Consider the following 26,861-nt stretch of genomic DNA (forward strand, 5'->3'; position numbering starts at 1 on the left):
CAACGGCACGGCAACCGAGCCCGGCGCGGCAGCCCGCGACGGTACGGCGGCCACCGGACGAGGATCGAGAAGGTGCATCTCAAGAGCCTGACGGTGAAGGGGTTCAAGTCCTTCGCCTCCGCCACGACGCTCAAGCTGGAACCGGGCATCACCTGCGTGGTGGGGCCGAACGGCTCCGGCAAGTCCAACGTCGTCGACGCCATCGCCTGGGTGCTGGGTGAACAGGGCGCCAAGGCGCTGCGCGGCGGCAAGATGGAGGACGTCATCTTCGCCGGCACCGCCGGCCGGGCCCCGCTCGGCCGGGCCGAGGTGACCCTGACCATCGACAACACCGACGGCGCGCTGCCGATCGAGTACACCGAGGTCTCCATCACCCGCCGGATGTTCCGCTCCGGCGAGAGCGAATACGAGATCAACGGCGACTCCTGCCGCCTGCTCGACATCCAGGAACTGCTGTCGGACTCCGGCATCGGCCGGGAGATGCACATCATCGTCGGCCAGGGCCGGCTCGACGGCATGCTGCACGCCAAGCCGGAGGACCGGCGGGCCTTCATCGAGGAGGCCGCGGGCGTCCTGAAGCACCGCAAGCGCAAGGAGAAGGCGCTGCGGAAGCTCGACGCGATGCAGACCAACCTCAACCGGCTCACCGACCTCACCGCCGAGCTGCGCCGTCAGCTCAAACCGTTGGGCCGGCAGGCCGAGGTGGCGCGCCGGGCCGCCGCCATCCAGGCCAACCTGCGTGACGCCCGGCTGCGGCTGCTCGCCGACGACCTGGCGACCCTGCGCGCCACGCTCGACCGGGAGATCGCCGACGAGGCGGCCCTGCGCGAGCGCCGCGAGCAGGTCGAGGAGGAGCACACCCAGGTGCAGCAGCGCCTCGGTGAGCTGGAGGCGGCGCTCGCCGAGGACGCGCCGCTGCTCGCCGCCGCCCAGGACACCTGGTACAAGCTCTCCGCGCTCTCCGAGCGGTTCCGCTCGATCGAGCAGCTCGCCCGGGAACGGCTGCGCCACCTCAGCGCCACGCCGGACGACGAGCGTCCCGGCCGCGACCCGGACCAGTTGGAGGCGGAGGCGGAGCGGGTCCGTGAGCAGGAGGAGGACCTGCGCGCGGCGCTCACCGAGGACCAGGTCCGCCTGGCCGAGGCGGTGGAGCACCGTCAGGAGCTGGAACGGCAGCTCGCCGCCGCCGAGCGGGAACTGGTCGCCGCGGCGAAGGCCATCGCGGACCGGCGCGAGGGGCTGGCCCGGCTCACCGGCCAGGTCAACTCCGCCCGGGCCCGGACCACCAGCGCCGGGGAGGAGATCGAGCGCCTCGCCGCCGCCCACACCGACGCGATGACGCGCGCCGAGCAGGCGCAGGGCGAGCTGGACGCGGTGGCCGAGCAGTCCACCGAGGCGGACCGGGACAACGCCGAGCTGGACGCCCGGCACGCCGAGGCGGTCGCCGCCCACGAGAAGGCGCAGGCCGGCGTCCGTGCGCTGACCGACGCCGAACGGTCGGCCGAGAAGGACGCCGCCACCTGGAAGGCCCGGGAGGAGGCGCTCGCCCTCGGCCTGCGCCGCAAGGACGGGGCGGGCGCGCTGCTCGCCCGCGCCGGCGACGTGCCCGGCCTGCTCGGCAGCCTGGCCGGGCTGCTCACCGTCGCCCCCGGTCACGAGGCGGCCCTCGCCGCCGCGCTCGGCGGACTGGCCGACGCGGTCGCGGTCACCGGGGTCGACGAGGCGGTCGAGGCGATGCGGCTGCTGAAGATCTCCGACGCCGGCCGGGCCGGACTGCTGGTCGGCAGCCCGGCCGGACCCGGCATGGACGGTCCCGCCGACGCGCTGCGTCCGAAACTGCCCGACAACGCCCGCTGGGCGCCCGACCTGGTCGAGTGCGCGGCGCAGCTCCGCCCGGCGGTGCACCGGGCGCTGCGGGACGTGGTGCTCGTCGACGACCTCGCCGCCGCCGCCGAGGCGGTCGCCGCCAACCCGGAGCTGCGCGCGGTCACCCCGGACGGTGACGTGGTCGGGGCGTACGCGGCGGCCGGCGGCTCGGCGAAGGCACCCAGCTTCATCGAGGTGACCGCCGCCGTCGAGGAGGCCCGGTCGAACCGGCTCGCCGCCGAGCAGGCCAGTGCCGAGCTACGCGAGCAGCTCGTGGACGCGCGGGCCGAGGTGGCCGGCGCGAAGGAGGCGGTGCAGCACGCCGCCGCCGCCAAGCGGGAGGCGGAGAGCCACCGCAACGCCGCCGCCCGGCGGCTGGCCGAACTCGGGGCCGCCGCCCGCAGCGCCAAGGGGGAGACCGACCGGCTCGGTGAATCCCTGGCCCGGGCCCAGGCGGCCCGCGAACGGGACCTGACGACCCTCGCCGAGCTGGCGGAACGCCTCCGGCTGGCCGAGGCCACCCCGATCGACGCCGAACCGTCGAGTGAGGAACGCGACCAGCTGGCCGCGATGGTGCCGCAGGCCCGGCAGAACGAGATGGAGGTCCGGCTCGCGGTGCGGACCGCCGAGGAGCGGGTCTCCTCGATCGCCGGTCGGGCCGACTCGCTGCGCCGGCAGGCCAGCGCCGAACGAGCTGCCCGGGAACGCGCGGCGGCCCGCCGGGCGGCGCGTACCCGGGGAGCGGCCATCGCCCGGGCGGTGGCCGGTGGCGCCCGCGAGACCCTGGCCCGGTTGGCCACCTCGACCGCCCGGGCCGAGGAGCACCGCGACGCGGTGGCGCGCGAGCGCGCCGCGCGGGAGGCCGAGCTCTCCGAGGTACGCGGCGCGGCCAAGCGGCTCGGCGCGGAGCTGGAGCGGTTGACCAGCCAGGTGCACCGGGACGAGGTGGCCCGCGCCGAGCAGCGGCTGCGCATCGAGCAGCTGGAGGCGAAGGCCGCCGAGGACTTCGGGCTGGACGTGGCCGCCCTGATCGGCGAGTACGGCCCGGACCAGCTGGTGCCCCCCACCCAGGCGGACGTGGCCGCCGCCGAGCGGGACGGGACGCCGGTGCCCGATCCGGTCCGCTACGAGCGTCCGGCGCAGGAGAAGCGGGCCGCGAAGGCGGAACGCGAGCTGGCCCTGCTCGGCAAGGTCAACCCGCTCGCCCTGGAGGAGTTCGCCGCCCTGGAGGAGCGGTACAAGTTCCTCTCCGAGCAGTTGGAGGACCTCAAGGCCACCCGCCGTGACCTGCTCACCGTGGTCAAGGACGTCGACGACCGCATCCTGGAGGTCTTCGCCAGCGCCTTCGAGGACACCGCGCGGGAGTTCCAGCAGGTCTTCACGGTGCTCTTCCCCGGCGGCGAGGGGCGGCTGGTGCTCACCGAGCCGGACGACCTGCTCACCACCGGCGTGGAGGTGGAGGCCCGGCCGCCCGGCAAGAAGATCAAGCGGCTCTCGCTGCTCTCCGGCGGGGAGCGGTCGCTGACCGCGGTGGCGATGCTGGTGGCGATCTTCCGGGCCCGGCCCAGCCCGTTCTACATCATGGACGAGGTCGAGGCGGCCCTCGACGACGTCAACCTGGGCCGGTTGATCACCCTGATGGCACAGTTGCGGGAGAAGAGCCAGCTGATCGTCATCACCCACCAGAAGCGGACGATGGAGGTCGCCGACGCCCTGTACGGGGTGACCATGCGCAACGGCGTGACCCAGGTGATCAGCCAACGGCTCAAGGACCAGCCGCTCCGCGGCAGCGAGGAGATTCAGTAGTGGCTCGGGAACGCGCGACGGCGCTCCTGGTGGACTTCGACGGCGTCCTGCGGCGCTGGGATCCGGCCGTGGCGGCGGGGGTGGAACAGCGGTACGGGCTGACCCCCGGCGTGCTCGGTGACATCGCCATGCACTGGGGACGGCTCCAGCCGGTGCTGGTGGGGCGCGTCAGCCACGCCGACTGGATGACCAGCGTGGCCGACGCGCTGGCCAGCCAGTCGGTGGACGCCGAGCGGGCGCGGGCGGCGGTGACGGAGTGGCAGACGTACCGGGGTGAGGTGGACCCGGACGTGCTCGCGTTCGTCCGTGAGGTGCGGGCCGCCGGGATCCCGGTCGGGTTGGCCACCAACGCCACCGACCTGCTCGACGCCGACCTCGCGGCGCTCGGCCTGACCGACGAGTTGGACGCGGTGGTCAACTCCTCGGCGCTCGGCGTGCACAAGCCGGCGAAGGAGTACTTCCGGGCCGCCTGCGAGGCGTTGCGCACCCCGCCGGACCGGGTGCTCTTCGTCGACGACGACGACCGGATGATCAGCGGCGCCCGGGTGGCCGGGCTGTCGGCGTACCGGTGGAGCGGGCCGGAGGGGCTGCGGTACGTCCGGGCCGCGCTGGCGTACTGACGCCGACCGCCGGGGCGTGGCGACGTCCCCGGCGGGCGGGCGCACGGACGGGGCAGCTCGACAGCCTCCGCACGGCAGCATCGCCGCACGCCCCGTCCCGGCGGGGCTGGGCGGGTCAGTCGCCGGTGACCCCGTCGATGCGTTCCCGGATCAGGTCGGCGTGGCCGTTGTGCCGGGCGTACTCCTCGATCATGTGGACGTACACCCAGCGCAGGTTCCGTTCCCGGCCGCGCCGGTCGGTGAAGGTCTCGTCGAGGGAGCGTCCTGCGGCGGCGGCCCGGGCCAGCTCGACCTGTCGGTGGAAGACGGCCAGGTCGGCCTCGGCGTCGGCGTCGGTCACGTCGAAGTCGGCGTCCGGGTCGGCCTCGGTGAAGTACGGGTAGTCGACCGTCTCCCCGGCGGCGTTCTCCCGGAACCACCAGGCCTCCACCTCGGCCATGTGCCGCACCAGGCCGAGCAGGGTCAGCCCGGACGGCTCCACGCTGGGCGTGCGGAGCTGCTCGGCGGTCAGGCCGGCGCACTTGAGCGGCAACGTCTGCCGGTGGTAGTCGAGCCAGCCCTCCAGCATGGTGCGCTCGTCGCCGACGAGGGGTTCCGGGGTACGGGTGGTCTGCGGTGCTCTCCAGGTCATCCGGTCATCCTGGTCGCCCGGGGTGACAACGGGCGACCGGATTTGCCGGCGACCGGGGACGCCGCCCGTCCCGGCCGGAGACGGCCTCAGGGCACCACCACGACCGGCCAGCGGCCGGCGCGGACCAGGCGGGTGGCGACGGAACCGACCAGGCGGTGCCCGGCCTGCTCGGAGGCGCCGACCACGACCAGGTCGGCGAGGGTCTCGTCGGCGGCGGCGGAGAGTTCGGCGTACGCGTCGCCGCGCCGGGACAGGAAGGTGACCGGCAGGCCCAGGCTCTCCGCCTCGCGGCGGCACTCCGCGCGCAGCTCGGCGGCGAGGTCGTCGTGGGTACGCTGCACCACCCCGGCCACCACGCCCTCGGCCAGCGCGGTGTAGAGGGTGGGGGAGTGGACGAGGACCACGACCAGGGCGGCGCCCTGCCGCCGGGCGAGCCCCGCCGCGTACGACGCGGCCCGCAGCGACGTCCGGGTGCCGTCCACCCCGACGAGCACCACCCGGGGCCCGTCCGTGCCGCGTTCGAAGGGTAGCGGCCGGGACCGGGGGCCGTACTCCTCCCGGTCCGGCGCTCCGACGCTCACGGCCCGGCCCCTCAGTTCCGCTCGCCGGAGACGCGGACCACCGCCGCGCCGGCCCCGGTGGCCACCGTCGACTCCCGCTCGACCTCGTCGGCCAGCGGCTCGTTGTGCCGCCGCAGCGGCACCTCCCGGATGAAGCAGACCGCGATCAGCGCGATCAGGGCGAACGGGGTGGCGACCAGGAAGATGTCCCCGGCGCCGTGGCCGTAGGCGCTCTCCACCACGATGCGCACCGGGCCGGGCAGGGCGTGCACGTCCGGCAGGACTCCGCCGTCGGCCGCGCCGCCGGTGGGGATGCCGAGCCGGGCCAGGCCGTCGGCGAGGTAGCCCTGCACCCGGTGGCCGAGCACCGCGCCGAGCGCGGAGACGCCGACCGCGCCGCCGAGGCTGCGGAAGAAGGCCACCACCGAGCTGGCCGCGCCCAGTTCGTGCGCGCCCACGGTGTTCTGCACCGCCAGCACCAGGTTCTGCATGGTCATGCCCACTCCGACGCCGATGACCGCCATGTAGACGCTGAGCAGCCAGAAGTTCGTGTCGTAGCGGACCGTGCCCATCAGGGCGAAACCGAGGGTGAGCAGCGCCGAGCCGGCCACCAGGTACCGCTTCCACCGGCCGGTCTTCGTGATGATCCGGCCGGTCAGGGTGGAGGAGACCAGCAGGCCGAGGATCATCGGCATGGTCATCAGGCCGGACATGGTCGGGCTCTGGCCCCGGCTGATCTGGAAGTACTGGCCGAGGAAGACCGACGCGCCGAACATGCCGACGCCGACCGCGACGCTGGCCACCGTCGCCAGGGTGATGGTGCGGTTGCGGAACAGCTTCGGCGGGATGACCGGCTCGGCCGCCCGGGTCTCGACCCGGACCGCCAGCGCGCCGAGCAGCAGCGCCCCACCCACCATCGCGACGGTCTGCCAGGAGGCCCAGGCGTACCGGTTGCCGGCGAGGGAGACCCAGACCAGCAGCAGCGAGACGGCGGCGGTGATCAGGGTCGCGCCCCACCAGTCGATCTTCGCCTTGCGTCGGACCACCGGCAGGCGCAGGGTCTTCTGGAGCACCACCAGGGCGGCGATCGCAAACGGCACGCCGACGTAGAAGCACCAGCGCCAGCCGAGCCACGAGGTGTCCACGATGACGCCGCCGATGAGCGGGCCGCCGATGGTGCCGACCGCCATCACCGCGCCGAGGTAGCCGCTGTACCGGCCCCGCTCCCGGGGCGCGATCATCGTGGCCATGATCACCTGCGCCAGCGCGGTGAGGCCGCCGGCCCCGATGCCCTGGACCACCCGGCAGGCGATCAACTGCCCGGTGGACTGGGAGAGTCCGGCCAGCACCGAGCCGAAGACGTAGATCACCAGCGAGATCTGGACCAGCGCCTTCTTGCTCATCAGGTCGGCGAGCTTGCCCCAGAGCGGGGTGGTGGCGGTGGTGGCGAGCAGCGTCGAGGTGACCACCCAGGTGTAGGCGGACTGCCCGCCCCGCAGTTCGGTGATGATCCGGGGCAGCGCGTTCGAGACGACCGTGGAGGAGAGGATCGCGACGAACAGGCCCAGCAGCAGGCCGGAGAGGGCCTCCAGGACCTGGCGGTGGGTCATCTCGACCGGGGTCGTCCGTGGTGGCGCGGCGGCCTGGGACATGGTGATACCTCCGGGGGCGAGAAGTTGTTCGGGGCAACCGTATACCTTTGGTTGCCTCAAGCAACAACTTTCGGAGGTGGAGACCTGTTCCCGGTGTGAGTCGTGCCTCAGCCCCGCTCGGGAGTCCAGCTCTGGTTGAACCGCCGCAGCAGCCGGGCGAACTCCGCGAGGTCCTCCGTCGGCCAGTCGTCCAGGGCCCGCTCCAGCTCGTCGAGCCGGGTCCCGCGTGCCGCGTCGAAGCGGCGTTGCCCCTCCTCGGTCAGGCTGAGCTGGGCGGCCCGCCGGTCCAGCGGATCCGGCTCCCGGCGGACCAGCCCGAGCTCCTCCAGCCCCCGGATCTGCCGGCTGAGCGTCCCCTTGCCGACCCCGAGCCGGGTGGAGAGGTCGGTCAGCCGGGTCGACCCGCTGCGCCGCAGCCAGAGCAGGAGGCTGTAGCTGTTCGGCTCGAGGTGCGGGTGCACCTCCTTGACCAGCCCCCAGGAGACCGTCCGGCCCCGCCGCAGCAGGGTGGTCAACTCGTGCTCCACCGTCCGTAGCGGCTCCGGTAGCTGATCGTCCACGCCACGAGGGTACGGTGCCCCGCTCAGCGCTCCCGCGTCAGTCGCCGGTACGCCACCGGGTGCAGCTTGCCGTCGCTGGTGGTGCCCTCGATGGTGACCTCCGCCTCCCGCTGGCGGTGCAGCAGGGTGCCGACCGCGTTGCCGAAGTACGGGCCGCTGAGCTTGCGCCACCGCACCGACGGACGGCGCACCCCGGCCGAGCGGGCCAGCGCGCGGACCATCGCCGAGGGCCCCGCCGACCAGCCCAGCCGCATCAACGGGCGCATCCCGGCCGGCACCTGGTTGTGGATCGGCGAGCAGGTGAGCTGGTGCACCGGGGTCACCATGCCGTCACCGAAGCGCGCCCGCGCCACGTACGAGTGGTGCACGTCCCCGCCGAGCACGCTGATCGACGCCGGTGGGGCGTACGCCGGCCCGGCCCCGACCCGGTCCCCGGGCGTGCCGGGGGAGCCGGTGCCGATCCGGGCGAAGAGCGCCCCGAGCGCGTCGAAGGAACGCTGGAAGGCGGCCCAGTGCTCCAGGTCGAGCGCCCGGCGCAGCTTCTCGGAGGCGTTCGCGACCCAGGGCCGGCGGGAGGAGGCGAGCTTCTCGTTCCAGGCCTCCACGTGGTGGATGCCCGGGGGCAGCAGCCAGGGCAGTGACGAGCCGACCACCAGGTGGTCGTAGACGCCGTGCGCCCGGTCGACGAACCAGGCCCACTCGCCCGGCGGGAGCATCGCCCGCTGGGCCGGTTCCAACACCCGGCTGCACCGGTTGTCCAGCATCACCAGCCGGGTCCGGCCCAGGTCCAGCGCGTAGCTCCACTGGTACTGCACCGCGCGCCAGCGCTCGGTGTCGTGCGCCAGGTCGGACTCGGTGTCGACCCGGTGGCCGAACTCGCGCAGCACCTCGGTGGCGTCCCCGGCGGCGACGACCTGCGTGTAGACCGGGTCGGTGGCGATCTCGTCCGGGGACAGGTTGCCCAGGTGCTGGTAGACCCAGTACGAGGCGAGGCCGCTGCCGATCCGCTCGGCCCACCAGGGCTGCTCGCGCATCTCCGCCCGCCAGGCGGCCGAGGTGTTCCAGTCGTCGATGATCTCGTGGTCGTCGAAGATCATCACGCTCGGCACGGTGGAGAGCAGCCAGCGGATCTCCGGGTCGCGCCACGACTCCAGGTAGAGCTTGGTGTACTCGTCGAAGCTGACCACCTGGTCGGTCGGCGCGCCCGCCGGCCGTCGCCGCCGTCGACGCAGCAGCCGCCGCACCGTGGGCGAGGTCTCGTCGGCGTAGACCTGGTCGCCGAGGAGCACCAGCAGGTCGGGCCGGTCCGGGCCGTCCGCGTCGGCCATCAGACGCCGGGCGTACGCGTCCAGCGCGTCCGGCGGCAGCTTCCGGGCAGTGGAGTGCTGGGTGGTCTCCCGGCACGAGCCGAAGACCAGGCGGACCGGCTGGTCCCGGTCGTCGGCGGCCCGGGTGCGGATCACGCTCGGCGGGAACGGGCTGCGCGGCTCCGGCCAGGCCACCTCGTCGTCGACCAGCACCTCGTACGTCGACGTGCTGTCCGGGGTGAGCCCCTCCACCACGACCAGCGCGTAGTGGTGGTCGTACGCGCTGAAGGTGGACGCGCTGCCCTCGGCCCCGTCGGCGGTGCGGACCCGGACCACCGCGGGCGCGCTGGTCTCCACCCAGACGGTGGCCCGCGTGCCGACGACCCGTCGCAGCAACGGGCCGATGAGCAGGCGGGGACTGGGCATGGAAGACCTCCGGGGCGAGATGGGCTCACCATTTCTACCCTGCCGCCGGCTCCGGCACGCACACCTCCCGCCGGAGGACCCGCAGGTCGGCCGCGGATCGGGCGCGGTGGCTGAGCCGACGGCGACGGCATCTGACAGGATTTCCGCATGGCGGATTACCTCGTAGTCGCACTGGTCCTGCTCGGTGTGCTGCTCCTGTCGGTCGCCGGCCTGGTCGTGCCGAAGCTGCGGCGGCGGCCGGAGCCCCGGCTGCCGGAGGCGCCGGCACCCACCCGGGTCGAGGACCGGCCCGTCGCCCCACCGGTCGAGGCGCCCACCGGGGTCGTGGTGGAGCCGCCCGTGGTGGAGGTCCCTCCGGTGGTGGAGGTGCCGCCGCTGGAGGTGCCCGAGCCGACCGCCGGGCGACTGGTCCGGCTGCGCTCCCGCCTGTCCCGCTCGCAGAACGTCTTCGGCAAGGGCCTGCTCGGCCTGCTCAGCCGGGACCACCTGGACGAGGACGCCTGGGAGGAGATCGAGGACAGCCTGATCACCGCCGACGTCGGCATCGACGCCACCCGGGAGATCGTCGACCGGTTGCGCGAGCGGACCCGGGTGCTCGGCACCCGCAGCGCCACCGAACTGCGTGCCCTGCTCGCCGCCGAGCTGGTCAACGCGCTCGACCCGACGCTGGACCGTTCGCTGCGCACCGCGCCGAAGGAGGGCATGCCGGCGGTGGTGCTGGTGGTCGGGGTCAACGGCGCGGGCAAGACCACCACCTGCGGCAAGATCGCCCGGGTGCTGGTCGCGGACGGCCGCAGCGTGCTCCTCGGCGCGGCCGACACGTTCCGGGCCGCCGCCGCCGACCAGCTGGAGACCTGGGGCGGTCGGGTCGGCGCGGAGACCGTACGCGGCCCGGAGGCGGCCGACCCGGCCAGCGTCGCCTTCGACGCGGTCAAGCGGGGCATCGCCACCGGGGTCGACACCGTCCTGATCGACACCGCCGGCCGGCTCCAGAACAAGATCGGCCTGATGGACGAGCTGGGCAAGGTCAAGCGGGTGGTGGAGAAGCACGGCCCGATCGACGAGACGCTGCTCATCCTGGACGCCACCACCGGCCAGAACGGGCTGGAGCAGGCCCGGGTCTTCACCGAGGCGGTCAACGTCACCGGCGTGGCGCTCACCAAGCTCGACGGCACCGCCAAGGGCGGTATCGTCATCGCCGTCCAGCGCAAACTCGGCATTCCGGTCAAGCTGGTGGGGTTGGGCGAGGGCAAGGACGACCTGGCCCCGTTCGAGCCGACGCAGTTCGTCGACGCGCTGCTCGGCACCGAGCCGCTCGCCCGGGACGCGTAACCTCGGGTGACCACCGACGAACACCCTCCCACCGGGGGGCGTGGGCACCACCAGCCGGCACCGGGCCTCGGGAGACCGCACGTGACCGCACAGGAGATCCCGCTGCACGGCGGGAACGTCAGCACCGTCGTCCGGGTGGGCGACACCGTCCGGCGCAACGCCGGACCGTGGACCCCGGCGGTGCACGCCCTCCTGCGCCACCTGGAGTACGTCGGCTTCACCGGCGCGCCCCGGGCGTACGGCATGGACGAACGCAACCGGGAGGTCCTGTCGTACCTGGAGGGGGAGTGCGGGGAGTACCCGCTCGCCCCGCACTGGGTCACCGACGAGGCGCTGGTGACGGTGGCGACGATGCTGCGGATGTTCCACGACGCCCAGTACGGTTTCGTCCCGCCGCCCGGGGCGGTCTGGCGCTCCTTCGGGCCGCCCCCGCCGGACACCGAGGTCATCTGTCACCACGACGCCGCCCCGCACAACGTCATCTGGCGGCCGGACGGCACCCTCGGGCTGATCGACTTCGACCTCGCCTCGCCCGGCGCGCGGATCTACGACGTGGCGTACGCGGCGTGGACCTGGGTGCCGATCTTCTCCGACCGGGACTCCTACACCCTCGGCTGGAAACGCCCCGACCGGCCGCGCCGGCTGCGCCTCTTCGCCGACGCGTACGGGCTGATCCCCCGGGACCGGCACCGGCTGATCCGGACCATCCGCAAGCGGATCGTCGACCACGTCGAGGGCATCCGCCGGATGGCCGCCGCCGGGGATCCGGCGTTCGTCCGGATCGTGCACAAGGGTCACCTCCGTCGCCCCATGCGCGACCTGCGCCTGCTCGACTACGAACGGCACACCCTGGAGTGGGCGCTGCGCTGAGGTGCGGACTTCTTCACACGTCCGAAACAACCCGTGACCGACCGGAAACCGGGCCGGGACCGAAGGTGAAACAGCCGGGGCGGATTCTTTCGCGCATCCGGCGTACGGGCGACGCTGCCCCGGAAGCCGTGAAGGAGGGAACCTCACCTTTAGGAGGCCAGCGTGCCTGAAGCACCGACGATCGACACCGGCAACACCGCATGGTTGCTGGTGTCGACCGCGCTCGTGCTGCTCATGACACCGGGTCTGGCGCTGTTCTACGGCGGTCTGAACCGGTCCAAGGGCGTGCTCAACATGATCATGATGAGCTTCTCGGCCATGGGGCTCGTCAGTGTCCTCTGGCTGTTCTACGGCTTCAGCATCGCGTTCGGCGCCGACCAGGGCGGCGTCATCGGTGACGTCGGCCAGTACCTCGGCACCAAGACCTTCATGGCCGAGACCGACCTGTGGGGCGAGACCGGCATCCCGCTCTACGTCTTCATGGCCTTCCAGATGATGTTCGCCATCATCACGGTCGCCCTGATCAGCGGTGCCATCTCCGACCGGGCCAAGTTCTCCGGCTGGCTGCTCTTCGCCTTCGGCTGGGCGACCCTGGTCTACTTCCCGGTCGCGCACTGGGTGTGGGGCGGCGGCTTCATCGGAGCCGGTCTCGGCGCGCTCGACTTCGCCGGTGGCACCGCGGTGCACATCAACGCCGGTGCCGCCGCGCTCGCCCTGGTGCTGGTGCTCGGCAAGCGGCTCGGCTGGCCCAAGGAGGCCATGAAGCCGCACAACGTCCCGATGGTTGCGCTCGGCACCGGCCTGCTCTGGTTCGGCTGGTTCGGCTTCAACGCCGGTTCCGAGCTGACCGCCGACGCGACCACCGCGATCGCGTTCCTCAACACCCAGGTCTGCACCGCCGCCGCCGTCCTCGGCTGGCTGGTCGTGGAGAAGATCCGGGACGGCAAGCCCACCCTGGTCGGCGCCTCCTCCGGCGCCATCGCCGGCCTGGTCGCCATCACCCCGGCCTGCGCGTTCGTCGCCCCGTGGGCGGCGGTCCTGCTCGGCATCGTCGCCGGTGCGGTCTGCGCCCTCGCCGTCGGCTGGAAGTACAAGCTCGGCTACGACGACTCCCTCGACGTGGTCGGCGTGCACTTCGTCGGTGGCTGGATCGGCTGCCTCTGGATCGGCCTCTTCGGCACCAGCTCGGTCAGCTCGCTCGTCACCGACGAGGGCCTCTTCTACGGCGGCGGGGTCGCCCAGCTCGGCGTGCAGGCCCTCAGCGCCCTGATCGTCACGGTCTACTCCTTCGCGGTGGCCTTCGCGCTCGGCTTCGTCATCCAGAAGACCATCGGCTTCCGGATCTCCGCCGAGGACGAGGTCAACGGCATCGACATCACCGAGCACGCGGAGAGCGGCTACGACCTCTCGCCCTCGACCGGCAGCGCCGGTGGCGCGTTCGCGATGGCCGGCATCGGCACCCCGACGGCGACGACGCCGAAGGCCGCCGAGCCCGCACCCACCACCGGAGTCGGCGAGAAGGTCGCGGGCTAACGTTTCTGCGATGGAAGGGTTGGACATGAAGCTGGTGACCGCGGTCATCAAGCCGTACCAGCTGGACGCGGTGAAGGAGGCCCTGCACGCCCTCGGCGTGGCCGGCCTGACCGTCAGCGAGGTCCAGGGTTACGGCCGGCAGAAGGGGCACACCGAGGTCTACCGGGGTGCCGAGTACACGGTCGAGTTCCTGCCCAAGATCCGGGTCGAGGTGCTCACCGACGAGATCGACGTCGACAAGGTCGTGGACGCCATCGTCGGCGCCGCCCGGACCGGCAAGATCGGCGACGGCAAGGTCTGGGTGACCGCCGTCGAGGAGGTCGTCCGCGTCCGCACCGGCGAGCGCGGCCTCGACGCCCTCTGATCGCCGACCCACGATGACCCCGCCGACCGCACCGGATCCGACCGCCGCCCCCGGCGGCCCGGCTCCCGTGGTCGGCGGGGTCGTCGGCGTCGGCGAGGCCGCCCGGCGCGACCGCGCCGAGCGGCACGACCGGTGGCTGCGCACCCTGCTGCCCGAGCGGGCGGGCGTGGCGCTGGTCGCCGTCGGTGGTCTCGGTCGCCGGCAGTGCGCACCCCACGGCGACCTCGACCTGGTGCTGGTGCACACCGGTGTGTCCGGCGTCGACGACCTGGCCGCCTCGATCTGGTATCCGATCTGGGACGCCAGGGTTCGGCTGGACCACTCGGTACGCACCGTCGGCGAGGCGCTCTCGGTGGCCCTGGACGACGTCAAGGTCTCGCTCGGTCTGCTCGACGCCCGGTACGTCGCCGGGGACCGGGGCGTCGCCGACGAACTCGTCCGCACCGCCGCCGACCAGTGGCGGCGTACCGCCCTCCGTCAGCTCCCCGCGCTGCGGGAGGTCACCGAGAGCCGCTGGCAGACCCACGGCGAGCTGGCCTTCCTGCTGGAGGGGGACCTGAAGGAGGCGGCCGGCGGGCTGCGCGACGTGGGCATCCTGCGGGGCATCGCCACCGCCGGGCTCACCGACGCGCTGCGCCCGGCGGTCCGGGCCGCCCACCTGCGGCTGCTGGACACCCGGGACGCCCTGCACCAGCAGGTCGGCCGGCGGGTCGACCGGCTGCTCGCGCAGGAACGCGCCGGGGTGGCCCGGCTGCTGGACCTGGACGACGGAGACACCCTGCTGCGCCGGGTCGCCGGGGACGCCCGCACGGTCAGCCACGCGCTCGACGACGCCTGGCGGGCCGCCGACCGGCTGCGCGTCCGGCGGCGACGCGGCACCGACGGTCGCCCGGTGCGCCGTCCGGTCGCCCGGGACGTGGTCGAGCACGACGGTGAGCTGGTGCTCGCCCGTACCGCCATCGGACCCCGCCCCGACCCGGTCCTCTCGCTCCGGGTCGCCGCCGCCTCGGCGACCACCCGGCTGCCCATCGCGCGGGCCACCTGCGAGTGGCTCGCGGCGTACTGCCCACCGCTACCGTCGCCCTGGCCGGCGGAGGCCCGCGCCGCGCTGGTCACCCTGCTCGGGGCCGGTCCGGGCCTGGTCGCCGCCTGGGAGACCTGCGACCGGTACGGACTGGTCGACGCCTGGCTGCCGGAGTGGCCCCGGCTGCGCAGCCTGCCGCAGCACAACCCGGTGCACCGGTACACCGTCGACCGGCACCTGGTGCAGGCCGCCGCCGAGGCGAGCCGGTTCGCCCGCGAGGTGGACCGACCCGACCTGCTGCTGCTCGGCGCGTTCCTGCACGACATCGGCAAGGGGCTGCCCGGCGAGGGTGTCGACGCCCCGGCCGACCACAGCGTGCTCGGCGCGCCGCTGGCCGAGGCGGTGGCGACCCGGGTCGGGCTGCCCCCGGCCGAGGTGGCGCTGATCGGCACGCTGGTCCGGCTGCACCTGCTCCTGCCGGACGTCGCCACCCGGCGGGACCTGGACGACCCGGTGACCATCACCCGGGTCGCCGAGGCGGTCGGTGACGTGGCCACTCTCGACCTGCTGTACGCCCTGGTCCGGGCGGACGCCGCGGCCACCGGGCCGGCCGCCTGGTCGGACTGGAAGGGCCGCCTCGTCGCCGGCCTCGTCGGCCGGGTCCGCACCGCGCTGGACACCGGAGCCCTGCCCGCGCCCCCCGCCCCGGACCCGGCGTTGCTGGCGGAGCCGCTGCCGGTCGTCCACCTGACCGCCGACACGGTGGCGGTGGCCGCGGCGGACCGGCGCGGCCTGCTCGCGACCGTGGCCGGCTGCCTGGCCCTGCACCGGCTGGAGGTGGTCGCCGCCGACGCCGCCACGGTCGACGGGCGGGCCCTGGTCACCTGCCGGGTCCAGCCCCGCTACGGGCTGCCGCCGGATCCGGTCGCGCTCGCCGCCGACCTGCGCCGCGCCGTGGTCGGGGACGTCTCGGTCATCCAGCGGCTGCGGGGTCGGGCCCTGGCCGCCCGGACCGGCGGCGCGGCCCCCCGGGTGGTCTGGCACCGGGACGCCGCGACCGACGCCGTGGTGCTGGAGTTGCGGGCGGCCGACGCGGCCGGACTGCTCTACCGGGTGACCAGCGCACTGGACGCGGCCGGCGTCGAGGTGCGGGCGGCCCGGATCTCCACTCTCGGCGGGGACGTGGTGGACGCCTTCTACCTGGTCGGCGCCGGCCCGGACGACGACAGGCGCGCCCACCTGGAAGCCACCGTGCTCGCCGTCGTGTGAGAGCGGCTTGCCGGTGGTGGGTGGTTGCAGGGGCACCCTGTTACCGCTTTCTGCCGAGGAAGGGTCCCCTGCAACCACCTGGGCGTGGTGCGGCCGGGCACGGCCCGAGGCGTGGGTGCGGGCGGCGGGCTACGCTAAACGTTGGTCGGACCCTGTTCCCCGGCCGCGTTGTGCCCGCCGTAACACTGACAAACGGGATGTTCGCGTGTTTGACACCTTGAGTGACCGCCTCTCCGGGATCTTCACCAAGCTCCGCGGCAAGGGTCGGCTCACCGACGCCGACATCGACGCCACCGCGCGCGAGATCCGGCTGGCGCTGCTGGAGGCGGACGTCGCGCTGCCGGTGGTCAAGGGCTTCATCGCGAACGTCAAGGAGCGGGCGCGCAGCGTCGAGGTCTCCCAGGCGCTCAACCCGGCCCAGCAGATCATCAAGATCGTCAACGAGGAGCTGATCGCCGTCCTCGGTGGCGAGGGGCGGCGGCTCCAGTTCGCCAAGCAGCCGCCGACCGTGATCATGTTGGCCGGTCTCCAGGGTTCCGGAAAGACCACCCTCGCCGGCAAGCTGGCCCGCTGGCTCAAGGCCCAGGGGCACCAGCCCCTGCTGGTCGCCGCCGACCTCCAGCGTCCCAACGCCGTCGGGCAGCTCCAGGTCCTCGGCGGCCGGGCCGGCGTCGAGGTCTACGCTCCGGAGCCCGGCAACGGCACCGGTGACCCGGTTCAGGTGGCCCGGGCCTCGATCGAGCACGCCCGGCGGGCCGCCCGGGACGTCGTCATCGTCGACACCGCCGGTCGACTCGGTATCGACGCCGAAATGATGCAGCAGGCCGCCGACATCCGGGCGGCGGTCGACCCCGACGAGGTCATCTTCGTCATCGACGCGATGGTCGGCCAGGACGCGGTCCGCACCGCCGAGGCGTTCCGGGACGGCGTCGGCATCACCGGTGTGGTGCTGTCGAAGCTCGACGGCGACGCCCGGGGTGGTGCCGCGCTCTCCGTCCGGGAGGTCACCGGGCAGCCGATCCTGTTCGCCTCCACCGGCGAGAAGCTGGAGGACTTCGACGTCTTCCACCCGGACCGGATGGCCAGCCGCATCCTCGGCATGGGCGACGTCCTCACTCTGATCGAGCAGGCCGAGCAGGCCTTCGACGCCGATCAGAAGGAGAAGATGACCGCCAAGCTGATGGGCGGCGAGCAGTTCACCCTGGAGGACTTCCTCGACCAGCTCATCGCGGTCCGTCGGATGGGCCCGATCGCCAACGTGCTGGCCATGATGCCCGGCATGGGGCAGATGAAGGACCAGCTCGGCGAGCTGGACGACAAGCACTTCGACCGGGTCACCGCGATCATCCGCTCGATGACCCCGGCCGAGCGCACCAACCCGAAGATCATCAACGGCTCCCGGCGGGCGCGGATCGCCAACGGCTCCGGGGTCACCGTGATGGACGTCAACCAACTGCTCAACCGCTTCGCCGACGCGCAGAAGATGATGAAGCAGATGGGCGGCATGATGGGGCTGCCCGGCGGTGGGCGGCGCAAGGCCACCAAGAGCCCGAAGAACAAGCGCAAGGGCACCAAGGGTGGCAACCGGCCGCGTACCGGCGCCGGTGCCGGCGTCGGGATGCCCGGTGGATTCCCGGGAGGCATGCCCCAGCTCCCGCCGGGGATGAACCCGAACGACCTGGGCGGGCAGGGTGGACTGCCCCCGGGCTTCAAGCTCCCGAAGATCGACTTCAACAAGTTCGGCAAGGGCGACGGCAAGCAGGGTTGACCCGCGTGTCGATGACCTAGGGTGATCTGATGAACGCCTACGGTGACGGAGTTCCCTGGAAGGAGTTCTCCATGACTGCGGCGCCCATCCTGCCCGAGCGGTCGGAGTGGACGGTCGACGACCTCGACGACCTACCGAAGGACCTTCCGTACGAGTTGGTCGACGGAAGGTTGATCTTGCCCTCCCCCACCGCCCTGCACCAGGACATGTGTGTCCGATTGCTGCTCGCGCTCGAAGCCGACTGCCCGCCCGAGTACTTCGTCAGCTTCGACCTGTCGGTGCGGATCGACCGGCGTAACGAGCCCCGCCCGGACGTGGTGGCGATCCGGCGGGAGCACGCCGACCGGAGCCCCGTGCCGGTCGACGGTGCCCTGCTCGCGGTCGAGGTCATCTCGCCCACCTCGAACTTCCGCGACCTGTACGACAAGGCGAAGGTGTACGGGCACGCGGGGGTGTCGACGTACTGGGTGGTCGATCCCCTGCACGAGCGGATCACGCTCACCGAGTACGCCCTCGGGCCCCGGGGGGAGTACGACGTGGTCACCCACACCGATGACGTCTTCGTCACCGAACGGCCCTGGAAGGTCTCGGTCGACCTGCCCGCGCTGACCGCCCGGCGGCGGGCGGTGCTGGAGCGGGGGGCCTGATCCCCGTACGACGACGTGGGGCCCGGCCGACCGGCCGGGCCCCACTCACCTCGGGTCAGACGCCGAGGTCCGGGCGGTTGGTCACCCGGAGGGCGTTGACGATCGGCTGGCCGTAGCCGGCGTGCGTGACGAACCGGACGTTGAGCTGCCCGTCGGTCACCTGGACGGTGTACGTGCGGCTCAGCGCGGCGTAGCTGCCGACCTCACCGGCCACGTCCAGCGAGGGCAGCATCTCCTGGCCCTCCAGCAGCACGTCGAAGACCCGCCGGTCCGGCCGCTGTTGCTTGACCTCGGCGAAGTCCAGCTCGACGGTGTACCAGCCGTCGGCGAGCCCGTCGACCCGGTACTCGTACATCCCCTCGCGCTGGGTGGCGAAGCGGGCCGGGTCGTTGGTGCCGGTGATCGTCGTGCTGGTGGACCGGCGGCTCGAACTGCCCAGGTAGCCCGCCTTGCCGGTGGCGTACGCCTGGTCGGGCGACCAGGTCTGCCCCTCGACATCGGTCCGGGCGGCGGTGCCCCCGGCGTCGATGGCCAGCGCGTAGCTCGGCACGACCAGGGTGACCGGCAGCACGATCACCGGCTTCCGGCCGCTGGTCGAGCTGATCTGCACCTTCGCCTGGTGGTGGCTGCCCGGGGCCAGCCCGGCGGTGCGGACCGTCACCCCGACGGTGTGCCGGCCACCGGCCGCCACGGTGGCGGTGCTGCCGGACAGCTCTAGCCAGCCGAGGTCCGCCGGGAAGCCGTCGGCGTCCAGTTCGGTCACCGTCACGTCCGTACCGAGCGACCCGGTGTTGCTCAGGGCGATCGACCGGCCGCGGGTCTGCCCGGCCGGAGCGGTCACCGTGACGCTGCTGGCGTTGGCGCCGATCCGGGCGGTGCGCAGCGCCGCCGACCGGGTCTCCAGCGCGCCGGCGGCCAGGGTGGCCGTGGCGGTGGAGGTCTCGTAGTTCGGCTGGGTCAGGCTCAGCCCGACCGCGCCGGCCGGGGCCTGGAGGAGGTACCGGCCGCTGGCGTCCGAGGTGTCGCTGACCGTGGCGTCGCCGACCGTGGCGGTGACCGTCGCCCCGGCCAGCGGCAGCCCGTCGTTGGCGTCGGTGAGCACGCCGGAGAGGACGCCGGTGCGGGTGGTACGGAACGCGATGGCGGTGCCGTCGGCGACCGCGCCGGTGTTGAAGGAGTAGAGGAAGCCAGCGGTGCCGTCGGCGTTCTCCAGGCCGATGGTGGCCCCGGTGCCGGTCTCGTCGCCGGTGCTGGCGATGTCCTTGTACCGGTAGACGACCGAGCCGTCCTCGCCGATCGTGGCGCTGAACGTCAGCCGCTGGCCTCGGTTGGCGTAGATCGCCACGTTGCGCCACTCCACGGTGAAGGTCCGGCGCGGGGCGCTGCCGCCGACCGTGGTGTAGATCGCCGAGTCGGTCTCGACGTAGAGGTCGTCCCAGAACGGGAAGAGGGCGAGGTTCGGGGCGACCGTGTTGGGGATCGTGGTGTTGACCCGGCTGGTGGACGAGGTGCCGAAGCCCAGCACACCGTTGGTGCTGACCCAGGCGTCCTTGTACGACCTGCCGTACAGCGGCACCCGGAAGGGGAGGGAGACCGTCGTGGCCCGGTCGTCGCCGGTGACGTTCAGCAGTTCGGTGCCGGGGGTGAAGGTGCCGCCGGCTGCGCCGCAGGCGTACCCGAAGCTGTCCACCCGGTCGGGCAGGGCGACGTCCAGGTCCGTGTCGGCGTCGACGGTCGTCGCCCGGGTGACCGCGTCCGCGCAGCGGTAGGCGTGCGTGAAGCGCACCTCGTAGCTGCCCTGCGGGACGGTGACCGAGTAGTTGCCCTGCGCGTCGGCGGTGGCGGTGAGCGGGGTGTTCAGCACGCTGACGGCGGCGCCCGCCGCCGGTCCGGCCGAGGTGCTCACCGTGCCGCTGAGCGTGGCCGAGGGGGCCTGCTCGACGACGAGGTCCTTGCTGACCGTCTGGTTCTCGGTGACCGTCACCTGCCCGGTGGCGGTGACGTAGCCGAACTTGCTGACCGTCACGGTGTAGTCGCCGACCATGAGCCGGTCGAACCCGTACGACCCGTCGGCGGCGGTGGCGCCGGTGCGGGTCGTCGGGCCGGTCACGGTCACGGTGGCCCCGGCGAGCGGCGCGCCGCCGGAGGTGACGTGGCCGTCCACGGTGCCGAGCGCGCCGCGCGGGGTGGCCTCGACCGCCGCGTACGCGTCGAGCCGGCCCTCACCGAAGACGTTGTTCTTCTCGACCGTGCCGCCGCAGGTGAGGGCGTCCACGTCGATGGCGGTCGAGTCCAGGATGGCCCGGGTGGCGGCGATGTCCCCGTGGATGGCGGGGGAAGCCGACCACATCAGCGCCACCGTGGCGGCGGTGTGCGGCGAGGCCATCGAGGTGCCGCTGAACGAGCCGTAGCCGGTGCGGGTGGAGGAGCGGACGTTCGAGCCCGGAGCGGCGATGTTCGGCTTGATCTCGCCGTTCTCACCGGTGCCCCGGCTGGAGAAGCTGGCGATCGCGTTGCTCACGTCGAACGCGCCGGAGCTGTAGCTGATCGAGTACATGCCGGGGCTGCCCGAGGTGTTGCAGCCGGGTCCGCTGTTGCCGTTGGAGAAGGCCGGGAAGATGCCGGCGGCCACCCAGGCCGAGACGGTCTCGGCGTACCACGGGTCGTAGGTGGTGTTGCCCCACGAGTTGTTGATGACGTCCGGCGCGAGGTCCGGGCGGGGGTTCGCGCCGTTGACGTCGGTCGGGGCGAGCATCCACTGCCCGGAGGCCAGCAGCGAGGTCCGCGAGCAGGAACTGGACTCGCAGCCCTTGGCGGCGATCCACTTCGCGTTCGGGGCGACGCCGACGACGTTCTCGCCGTCCAGGCCGACCATGCTGCCCATGGTGTGGCTGCCGTGGTCGTTGTTGTCGCAGGGCTCGTCGGTGCTGCACGCGCCGGACGGGTCGAACCAGTTGTAGTCGTGGTCGTAGCTGCCGTCGGCGGCCCGGCCCCGGTAGCTGGCGTTGAGCGCGGGGTGCAGGTAGTTGACCCCGGTGTCGATGCCGCCGATGACGACGCCCTCGCCCCGGACGCCCAGTTCGTTCCAGACCTGCGGGGCGTTGATCCGGTCGATGTTCCACTCGACGCCGTCCACCGTCGCGACGGTCTGGCCGGGGAGCGGCGTGGGGATGCTTACCGGGTCGTCGGCGACGATCTCGCGGACGTCCCCGTGCGCGGCCAGTTCCTCGACGAGCTTGGCGTCGCCGGTCACCCGGATGGTGTTGACCAGCCAGAAGGGCGTGAAGTCGGCCCCTCGCTTGGTCAGCAGGCCACGGACTCCGGCCTGGCTGCGCTCGGCGTGGGCGGTCTTGGCCCGCAGCACGGCGGCGCCCTTCTCCGCCTTGGTGCGCAGCTTCGCCGCCGTGGTCAGGTCGGCCTGGCTGTCGAGGAAGACCCAGAAGGCCGACTTGCCGGTGTCGGCGATCCGCTTGGTGACCTTCTTGTCGACCTTGGCGGCCACCGCCCGCGCGGTGCCGGCCTGGTCCGGCGCGGCCGAGGCGGGGTGTCCGACAGCCCCGACGGGGATGGTCAGACCGACCGCGAGACCGAGCGCTGCCACACGCCATCTTCGTGGTGACACGGTTGTGACGCTCCTTTGTGAGGCGAGGAGTACGAGCCCGGGCACCCCGGGATCCATCGGTGCATCTTGATCCCGCGTGCCCCCGACATCAAGGCAGGCTTAAATAAAGAAATCTGTCAATCAACCGTTCGTGTCGCTCTGTGTGTTGGTTTCGTTACGGATTGGACATGAGTGTTTCCGTCCCGGCCCGGTCCGCGACCTCCGGCGCGGCGGGGAAGAATGGCGGCGACCGCCCGCTACCGGCAAGACGGAGGACGAATGGCCTGGCACGTACGCGGCGTGGTGCTCCCCGACGACGAGGAGCGCGACCTGTGGCTGGTGGGGGACCGGGTGACCTTCGAGCCGGTCGCCGGCGCGGAGACGATCGCCGACGGCGGGTGGATCCTGCCCGGCCTGGTCGACGCGCACTGCCACATCGGCATCGTCCGGGGCGGCGCGCCGGTCGGCTCGCTGGAGCAGGCGCGGGAACTGGCCATCGTGGACCGGGACGCCGGGGTGCTGGCCATCCGCGACGCCGGTTCGCCGTACCCGTACCCCGAACTCGACGACGACCCGGACCTGCCGCGACTGGCCCGGGCCGGCCGGCACATCGCCCCACCCCGGCGCTACCTGCGGGACATCGGGGTGGAGGTGCCGGCGGCCGAGGTCGCCGCGACCGTGGCCGCGCAGGCCCGCGCCGGCAACGGCTGGGTCAAGCTGGTCGGCGACTGGATCGACCGGGGCGTCGGGGACCTCGCGCCGGCCTGGGACGCGGCCACCATGACCGCGGCGGTCGAGGCCGCACACCGCGCCGGCGTACGCGCCGCCGTGCACACCTTCTCCGAGGAGGCTGTCGCGATCATGGTGCGCGCCGGGGTCGACTCGGTGGAGCACGGCACCGGCCTCGGTCTCGACCTGGTCGACGAGATGGCCCGCCGGGGGACCGCCCTGGTGCCCACCATGATCAACATTCAGACCTTCGGCCGGATCGCGGACCAGGCCCGGGAGAAGTTCCCCGGGTACGCCGACCACATGCTCGCCCTGCGGGACGGCTTCCCCGACGTGGTCCGGGCCGCGTACGAGGCAGGGGTGCCGATCTACGTCGGCACCGACGCGGGCGGCGGCATCGACCACGGGCTGGCCGCCGACGAGATGCTGCTGTTGCACGAGCGGGCCGGGATGAGCCCGCCGGACGTGCTCGCCGCCGCCTCCTGGGGCGGGCGCGCCTGGCTCGGCTTCGGCGGGCTCACCGAGGGCGGCCCCGCCGACCTGGTCGTCTACCCCGAGGACCCGCGTCGCGACCTGCGTGTCGTGCGCGCCCCCAGCCGCGTCGTCCTCCGGGGTCGCCCGCTCCGCTGACCGTACGGAGTGCGGGCGGGCCGCCCCGTCCGGCGCTCACGAGGTCGGCGGGTCGACCCGCCGGGCGCCGGTGCCCCCGTGGTCGACCGCCGGGGTGGGCGTGGTGTCCGGGGCGGGCGTCGCTGTCGTGGTGCTCGTCCGTGGGGCCGGCGTGGCCGCCGGGGTGGCCGTGGTGGCGGAGAGCAGGTGGAGCGCCAGGTTCGTCAGGTGCCGTGCGGTCCGGTCGGGGGGTGCCTGCGGCAGCACGATGTGGCTGACCACCAGGCGGACGACCGCGTCGGCGGCGAAGGCTTGGGCCTCCGGGTCGGCCTCCGGCAGCCGGTGACCGGCCCACTCCAGCAACGCGCCCGTCGCCTCGTCGAGGACCAGCTCCGCACGCGTCGTCAGGTAGGGCAGCAGCGCGTCCGAGCCACCCCGGGCACTGGTCAGGATCGCCTTGACCAGCGGGTTGCCGGCCGCCTCGGTGAGGGTGTGCGCGATCGCCGCGTACGCCCCGGAGCGCACGTCGTCGCCGTGCCGGCGCAGCGTCGCCCGGACGTCCGCGACGAACCGGTCGACCTCACGGCGGGCGAGCGCCTCGGCCAGCCCCGCCTTGCTGCCGAACTCGTTGTAGACGGTCTGCCGGCTCACCCCCGCCGCGCTCGCCACACCGCCCATGCGCACGCCGTCCCAGCCGACGGCGACGGCCTGCGCGCGGGCGGCGTCGACGATCGTGTCACGAAGCCGCTGCCGCGCGGCGTCCCGGATCCCGTCCATCCGGCCGAAGTCTACGGTCGCGCACCAGCCGGACCGTCGCGCTCGCGCGGGGCGCGGTCAGCCGAGCCAGCGGGCCATCAGCAGGGTGGCGTCGTCGGCCAACTCGTCGTTCTGGTGGTCGAGGATGGCGTGCACGAGCCGGCGGGTGGTCTCCGGGGCGGGCAGACCGTCGGCCAGGGCCCGGACGGCGAAGTCGACCAGCCGGTCCACGCCGAACGGCTCACCGTCGGCCGAGCGTGCCTCCACGATGCCGTCGGTGTAGAACAGCACGTCGTCGCCGGGTTGCAGGTCCTCCTCGACCACCTGCGGAGGTTGCAGGTCGCCCAGGGTCATCGGCAGCGCGGTCGGCGTCGGCAGGACCCGCACCACCCTTCCGCCGCGCAGCACCAGCCCGCTCGGATGCCCGGCCGAGATCACCCGTAGCCGTCCGGTGCCCTGGTCCAGCTCGGCCAGGACCGCCGTGATCATCCCGGCCCGGTCGTGGGCCCGGACCGCCGAGTCGATGTGGTGGTACGTCCCGACCAGCGGCAGCGCGCCGCGCCGGGCGTTGCGGTACGCGGCCAGGGCGATCGAGGCGAGCACCGCCGCCCGCAGGCCGCCCTGCGAACCGTGGCCGACCGCGTCGAAGAGCGCCAGATGGGCCAGGTCCCCGTTGACCGCGTAGTCGAAGGCGTCCCCGCCCACCTGGTAGCAGGGCTCCAGCAGTCCGCTGATCACCAGCCGTCCGGTGGAGAAGGTCAACGGCGGGAGTTGGGCGCGCAACAGCTCGGCGGGGAGTTGCATCGGCGCCCGTCGCCGGACCAGTTCCAGGGTGTCGCCGTACAGGCCCCGGGTGACCGTCAGTTCGGCCATCAGGGCGGCGAGGACCCGCAGGTCGTCGTGGTGCGCCTCGTCGTGGCCGCCGGTGCTGACCACCTCCAGCACCCCGAGGCGCTCGGTGCCGTCGAGCAGGGGAATCCAGCGCGACACGCCGTCCGCGTCGGGGACCTCGTGGTCGGTCAGCGTGCTGAACGTCCGTCCGGCGACCGTGCCGGAGATCGGCACCGGCTGGCGGGACGGGGAGAGCGGGCCGGTGAGCGGCACCAGCCACCGTTGCTGGTGGTCGACCAGGTAGAGCAGCACCGCGCTCGCGTCGAGCAGCGGCGCGACCCGCATCATCAGGTTCGGCAGGTCCTCCGGGCGGGCGCGGTGCGACACGTGCAGCACCTGGCGTAACGCCTCGGCGAGATCCACCGTCCGTCTCCCGTTCTCCGCGTCGCCGGCCCGGGCGTCCGTCCGGATCGCCGGACGGACGCCGGGAGGTGCGCGGATTCGGTCCGGTGACCCGGAACGGGCTCCCCCATGATGGCAGAGCCGCCCGTCGTCCGCCCGGGACCGGCGGGACCCGCCGCGTCCGGTCGTGGGTCCCGGCGGCCGGGCGCATAGGATGTCCGGTCATGGCACGCGTGCTCACTCCCCGCGCGGAGGACTTCCCCCGCTGGTACCAGGACCTGATCGCCAAGGCGAAGCTCGCCGACAACGGGCCGGTGCGGGGCACCATGGTCATTCGACCGGCCGGCTACGCCATCTGGGAACGGATGCAGGCCGAGATGGACGCCCGGATCAAGGACGCCGGCGCGGAGAACGCGTACTTCCCGCTCTTCATCCCGGAGAGCTACCTGAAGCGGGAGGCCGAGCACGTCGAGGGCTTCTCGCCCGAGCTGGCCGTGGTCACCCACGGCGGCGGCAAGCAGCTCGCCGAGCCGGTGGTGGTGCGGCCGACCAGCGAGACGGTCATCGGTGAGTTCATGGCCAAGTGGGTGGACTCCTACCGGGACCTCCCGCTTCTGCTCAACCAGTGGGCCAACGTGGTCCGCTGGGAGCTGCGCCCCCGGGTCTTCCTGCGCACCAGCGAGTTCCTCTGGCAGGAGGGGCACACCGCGCACGCGACCAGGTCCGACGCCCGCTCCTACGCCCGGAGGATCCTGCACGAGGCGTACGAGGACCTCATGGTCAACGTCCTGGCCATCCCGGTGCAGGTGGGTCTGAAGACCGCCCGGGAGCGGTTCGCCGGGGCGACCGCGACCTACACGCTCGAAGGCATGATGGGCGACGGCAAGGCCCTCCAGCTCGGCACCAGCCACGAGCTGGGGCAGAACTTCGCCAAGGCGTTCGACATCACCTACTCCTCCGCCGAGGGCGGCCGGGAGCACGCCTGGACGACCTCCTGGGGCACCTCGACCCGGATGCTCGGCGGGCTGATCATGTGCCACGGCGACGACAACGGCCTGCGGGTGCCGCCGAAGCTGGCGCCGGTCCAGGCGTACGTGATGGTGGTCAAGGACGGCGAGGGCGTCGGCGCGGCGGCCGGCAAGCTCCGCGACGCGCTGCGGGACGCCGGGGTCCGGGTCGCGCTCGACGACCGCACCGACACCCCGTTCGGCCGCCGGGCCGTCGACGCCGAGCTGCGCGGCTACCCGGTACGTGTCGAGGTCGGGCCCCGGGACCTGGCCGCCGGCAACGCGGTGGTGGTCCGCCGGACGGACGGCTCGAAGACCCCGGTGCCGGTGACCGACGTGGTCGACGCGGTGCTCGCCGCGCTGACCGCCGACCAGCAGGCCCTGTACGACCAGGCGCTGGCCCACCGCGAGTCCCGTACCCGTGAGGTGGCCACGCTGGCCGAGGCGATCGAGGCCGCTGCCACCGGCTGGGCCCGGGTGCCGTGGTCGGCGGTGGGTGTCGCGGGCGAGGCCGAGGCGAACGCCCAGGGCGTGACCGTGCGTTGCCTGCTGCGGGCCGACGGTTCCGTGCCCGACTCGGAGGACGAGGCCGACCTGGTCGCCATCCTCGCCCGGGCGTACTGACGTGCGGTGGTGGTAGCAGGGGACCCCTGTTACCGCCCGGTGCGGAGCAGGGGTCCCCTGCAGGCAT

General features: G+C 73.1%; 18 protein-coding genes and 1 pseudogene. 11 read left to right on the forward strand and 8 right to left on the reverse strand.

Annotation, left to right across the window (positions count from 1 at the left end; all coding sequences use genetic code 11):
* Positions 1–72: 72 nt before the first annotated feature.
* Both smc and QSK20_RS04240 read left to right on the forward strand, forming a co-directional pair.
* The gene (smc, locus tag QSK20_RS04235) at positions 73–3,672 is read left to right on the forward strand and encodes a chromosome segregation protein SMC (RefSeq protein ID WP_285787237.1); all 3,600 of its coding nucleotides are present in this window, start codon (positions 73–75) and stop codon (positions 3,670–3,672) included.
* Positions 3,672–4,292 (forward strand): HAD-IA family hydrolase, encoded by a 621-nt coding sequence (locus QSK20_RS04240; protein WP_285787238.1) that lies wholly within the window; start codon positions 3,672–3,674, stop codon positions 4,290–4,292. The genes smc and QSK20_RS04240 overlap by 1 nt, the downstream gene beginning before the upstream one ends.
* 115 nt (positions 4,293–4,407) lie before the next feature.
* On the opposite strand, the gene QSK20_RS04245 is transcribed toward QSK20_RS04240, so the two are convergent.
* From QSK20_RS04245 to QSK20_RS04265, 5 genes are all read right to left on the reverse strand, one after another.
* Positions 4,408–4,923, reverse strand: coding sequence for a DinB family protein (locus QSK20_RS04245; RefSeq protein ID WP_285787239.1), 516 nt, complete (start codon positions 4,921–4,923; stop codon positions 4,408–4,410).
* Between the two features lie 86 nt (positions 4,924–5,009).
* Positions 5,010–5,504, reverse strand: coding sequence for a universal stress protein (locus tag QSK20_RS04250; RefSeq protein ID WP_285787240.1), 495 nt, complete (start codon positions 5,502–5,504; stop codon positions 5,010–5,012).
* 11 nt (positions 5,505–5,515) lie between these two features.
* On the reverse strand, positions 5,516–7,135 hold the full coding sequence (locus tag QSK20_RS04255; RefSeq protein ID WP_285787241.1) for an MDR family MFS transporter: 1,620 nt from the start codon (positions 7,133–7,135) through the stop codon (positions 5,516–5,518).
* Between the two features lie 107 nt (positions 7,136–7,242).
* On the reverse strand, positions 7,243–7,695 hold the full coding sequence (locus QSK20_RS04260; protein ID WP_285787242.1) for a MarR family winged helix-turn-helix transcriptional regulator: 453 nt from the start codon (positions 7,693–7,695) through the stop codon (positions 7,243–7,245).
* 23 nt (positions 7,696–7,718) lie between these two features.
* Positions 7,719–9,428 (reverse strand): alkaline phosphatase D family protein, encoded by a 1,710-nt coding sequence (locus QSK20_RS04265; RefSeq protein ID WP_285787243.1) that lies wholly within the window; start codon positions 9,426–9,428, stop codon positions 7,719–7,721.
* Positions 9,429–9,575: 147 nt separating this feature from the next.
* Here QSK20_RS04265 and ftsY point away from each other — a divergent pair, with 147 nt between their 5' ends.
* The 7 genes from ftsY (at position 9,576) to QSK20_RS04300 (ending at position 18,235) form a co-directional block, all read left to right on the forward strand.
* A complete protein-coding gene (gene ftsY / locus QSK20_RS04270; protein WP_285787244.1) occupies positions 9,576–10,760 on the forward strand; it encodes a signal recognition particle-docking protein FtsY in 1,185 nt (394 codons plus the stop codon).
* Between the two features lie 81 nt (positions 10,761–10,841).
* Entirely contained in the window at positions 10,842–11,630 is a 789-nt protein-coding gene (locus QSK20_RS04275; protein ID WP_285787245.1) for an aminoglycoside phosphotransferase family protein, read from the forward strand.
* A 162-nt stretch (positions 11,631–11,792) separates the two neighbouring features.
* Positions 11,793–13,163 carry an ammonium transporter gene (locus tag QSK20_RS04280; protein WP_352232273.1) on the forward strand — a complete coding sequence of 457 codons (1,371 nt, stop codon included), beginning with the start codon at positions 11,793–11,795 and terminating at the stop codon, positions 13,161–13,163.
* 25 nt (positions 13,164–13,188) lie between these two features.
* Positions 13,189–13,527 carry a P-II family nitrogen regulator gene (locus QSK20_RS04285; protein ID WP_172900363.1) on the forward strand — a complete coding sequence of 113 codons (339 nt, stop codon included), beginning with the start codon at positions 13,189–13,191 and terminating at the stop codon, positions 13,525–13,527.
* A 13-nt stretch (positions 13,528–13,540) separates the two neighbouring features.
* Complete coding sequence (locus QSK20_RS04290) at positions 13,541–15,820, forward strand: [protein-PII] uridylyltransferase (protein WP_285787246.1); 2,280 nt, start codon at positions 13,541–13,543, stop codon at positions 15,818–15,820.
* Positions 15,821–16,025: 205 nt separating this feature from the next.
* Positions 16,026–17,588 (forward strand): signal recognition particle protein, encoded by a 1,563-nt coding sequence (gene ffh, locus QSK20_RS04295; RefSeq protein WP_285787247.1) that lies wholly within the window; start codon positions 16,026–16,028, stop codon positions 17,586–17,588.
* Between the two features lie 71 nt (positions 17,589–17,659).
* Positions 17,660–18,235, forward strand: coding sequence for a Uma2 family endonuclease (locus tag QSK20_RS04300; protein WP_285787248.1), 576 nt, complete (start codon positions 17,660–17,662; stop codon positions 18,233–18,235).
* A 55-nt stretch (positions 18,236–18,290) separates the two neighbouring features.
* Here the strand turns inward: QSK20_RS04300 and QSK20_RS04305 are convergent, their stop codons facing one another.
* Positions 18,291–21,836, reverse strand: coding sequence for a S8 family serine peptidase (locus QSK20_RS04305; RefSeq protein WP_285787249.1), 3,546 nt, complete (start codon positions 21,834–21,836; stop codon positions 18,291–18,293).
* 279 nt (positions 21,837–22,115) lie between these two features.
* Here QSK20_RS04305 and QSK20_RS04310 point away from each other — a divergent pair, with 279 nt between their 5' ends.
* Positions 22,116–23,195, forward strand: coding sequence for an amidohydrolase family protein (locus QSK20_RS04310; RefSeq protein WP_285787250.1), 1,080 nt, complete (start codon positions 22,116–22,118; stop codon positions 23,193–23,195).
* Positions 23,196–23,360: 165 nt separating this feature from the next.
* On the opposite strand, the pseudogene QSK20_RS04315 reads toward QSK20_RS04310, so the two are convergent.
* Positions 23,361–23,951: pseudogene (locus tag QSK20_RS04315) on the reverse strand (TetR/AcrR family transcriptional regulator); the annotation flags it as partial.
* Between the two features lie 57 nt (positions 23,952–24,008).
* The gene (locus tag QSK20_RS04320) at positions 24,009–25,184 is read right to left on the reverse strand and encodes a PP2C family protein-serine/threonine phosphatase (RefSeq protein ID WP_285787251.1); all 1,176 of its coding nucleotides are present in this window, start codon (positions 25,182–25,184) and stop codon (positions 24,009–24,011) included.
* 203 nt (positions 25,185–25,387) lie between these two features.
* On the opposite strand from QSK20_RS04320, the gene proS reads away from it, so the two are divergent.
* The gene (gene proS, locus QSK20_RS04325; RefSeq protein WP_285787252.1) at positions 25,388–26,794 is read left to right on the forward strand and encodes a proline--tRNA ligase; all 1,407 of its coding nucleotides are present in this window, start codon (positions 25,388–25,390) and stop codon (positions 26,792–26,794) included.
* The last annotated feature ends 67 nt before the right edge of the window (positions 26,795–26,861 follow it).

The organism is Micromonospora sp. NBRC 101691 (assembly GCF_030269285.1).
Lineage (GTDB): Bacteria > Actinomycetota > Actinomycetes > Mycobacteriales > Micromonosporaceae > Micromonospora > Micromonospora echinospora.

Bases quoted from the DNA above. Each gene is read 5' to 3' on its own strand.
- ftsY (WP_285787244.1), top strand. From the start codon at position 9,576: ATGGCGGATTACCTCGTAGTCGCACTGGTCCTGCTCGGTGTGCTGCTC.
- QSK20_RS04310 (WP_285787250.1), top strand. From the start codon at position 22,116: ATGGCCTGGCACGTACGCGGCGTGGTGCTCCCCGACGACGAGGAGCGC.
- proS (WP_285787252.1), top strand. From the start codon at position 25,388: ATGGCACGCGTGCTCACTCCCCGCGCGGAGGACTTCCCCCGCTGGTAC.
- QSK20_RS04300 (WP_285787248.1), top strand. From the start codon at position 17,660: ATGACTGCGGCGCCCATCCTGCCCGAGCGGTCGGAGTGGACGGTCGAC.
- QSK20_RS04255 (WP_285787241.1), bottom strand. From the start codon at position 7,135: ATGTCCCAGGCCGCCGCGCCACCACGGACGACCCCGGTCGAGATGACC.
- QSK20_RS04245 (WP_285787239.1), bottom strand. From the start codon at position 4,923: ATGACCTGGAGAGCACCGCAGACCACCCGTACCCCGGAACCCCTCGTC.
- QSK20_RS04290 (WP_285787246.1), top strand. From the start codon at position 13,541: ATGACCCCGCCGACCGCACCGGATCCGACCGCCGCCCCCGGCGGCCCG.
- QSK20_RS04285 (WP_172900363.1), top strand. From the start codon at position 13,189: ATGAAGCTGGTGACCGCGGTCATCAAGCCGTACCAGCTGGACGCGGTG.
- QSK20_RS04265 (WP_285787243.1), bottom strand. From the start codon at position 9,428: ATGCCCAGTCCCCGCCTGCTCATCGGCCCGTTGCTGCGACGGGTCGTC.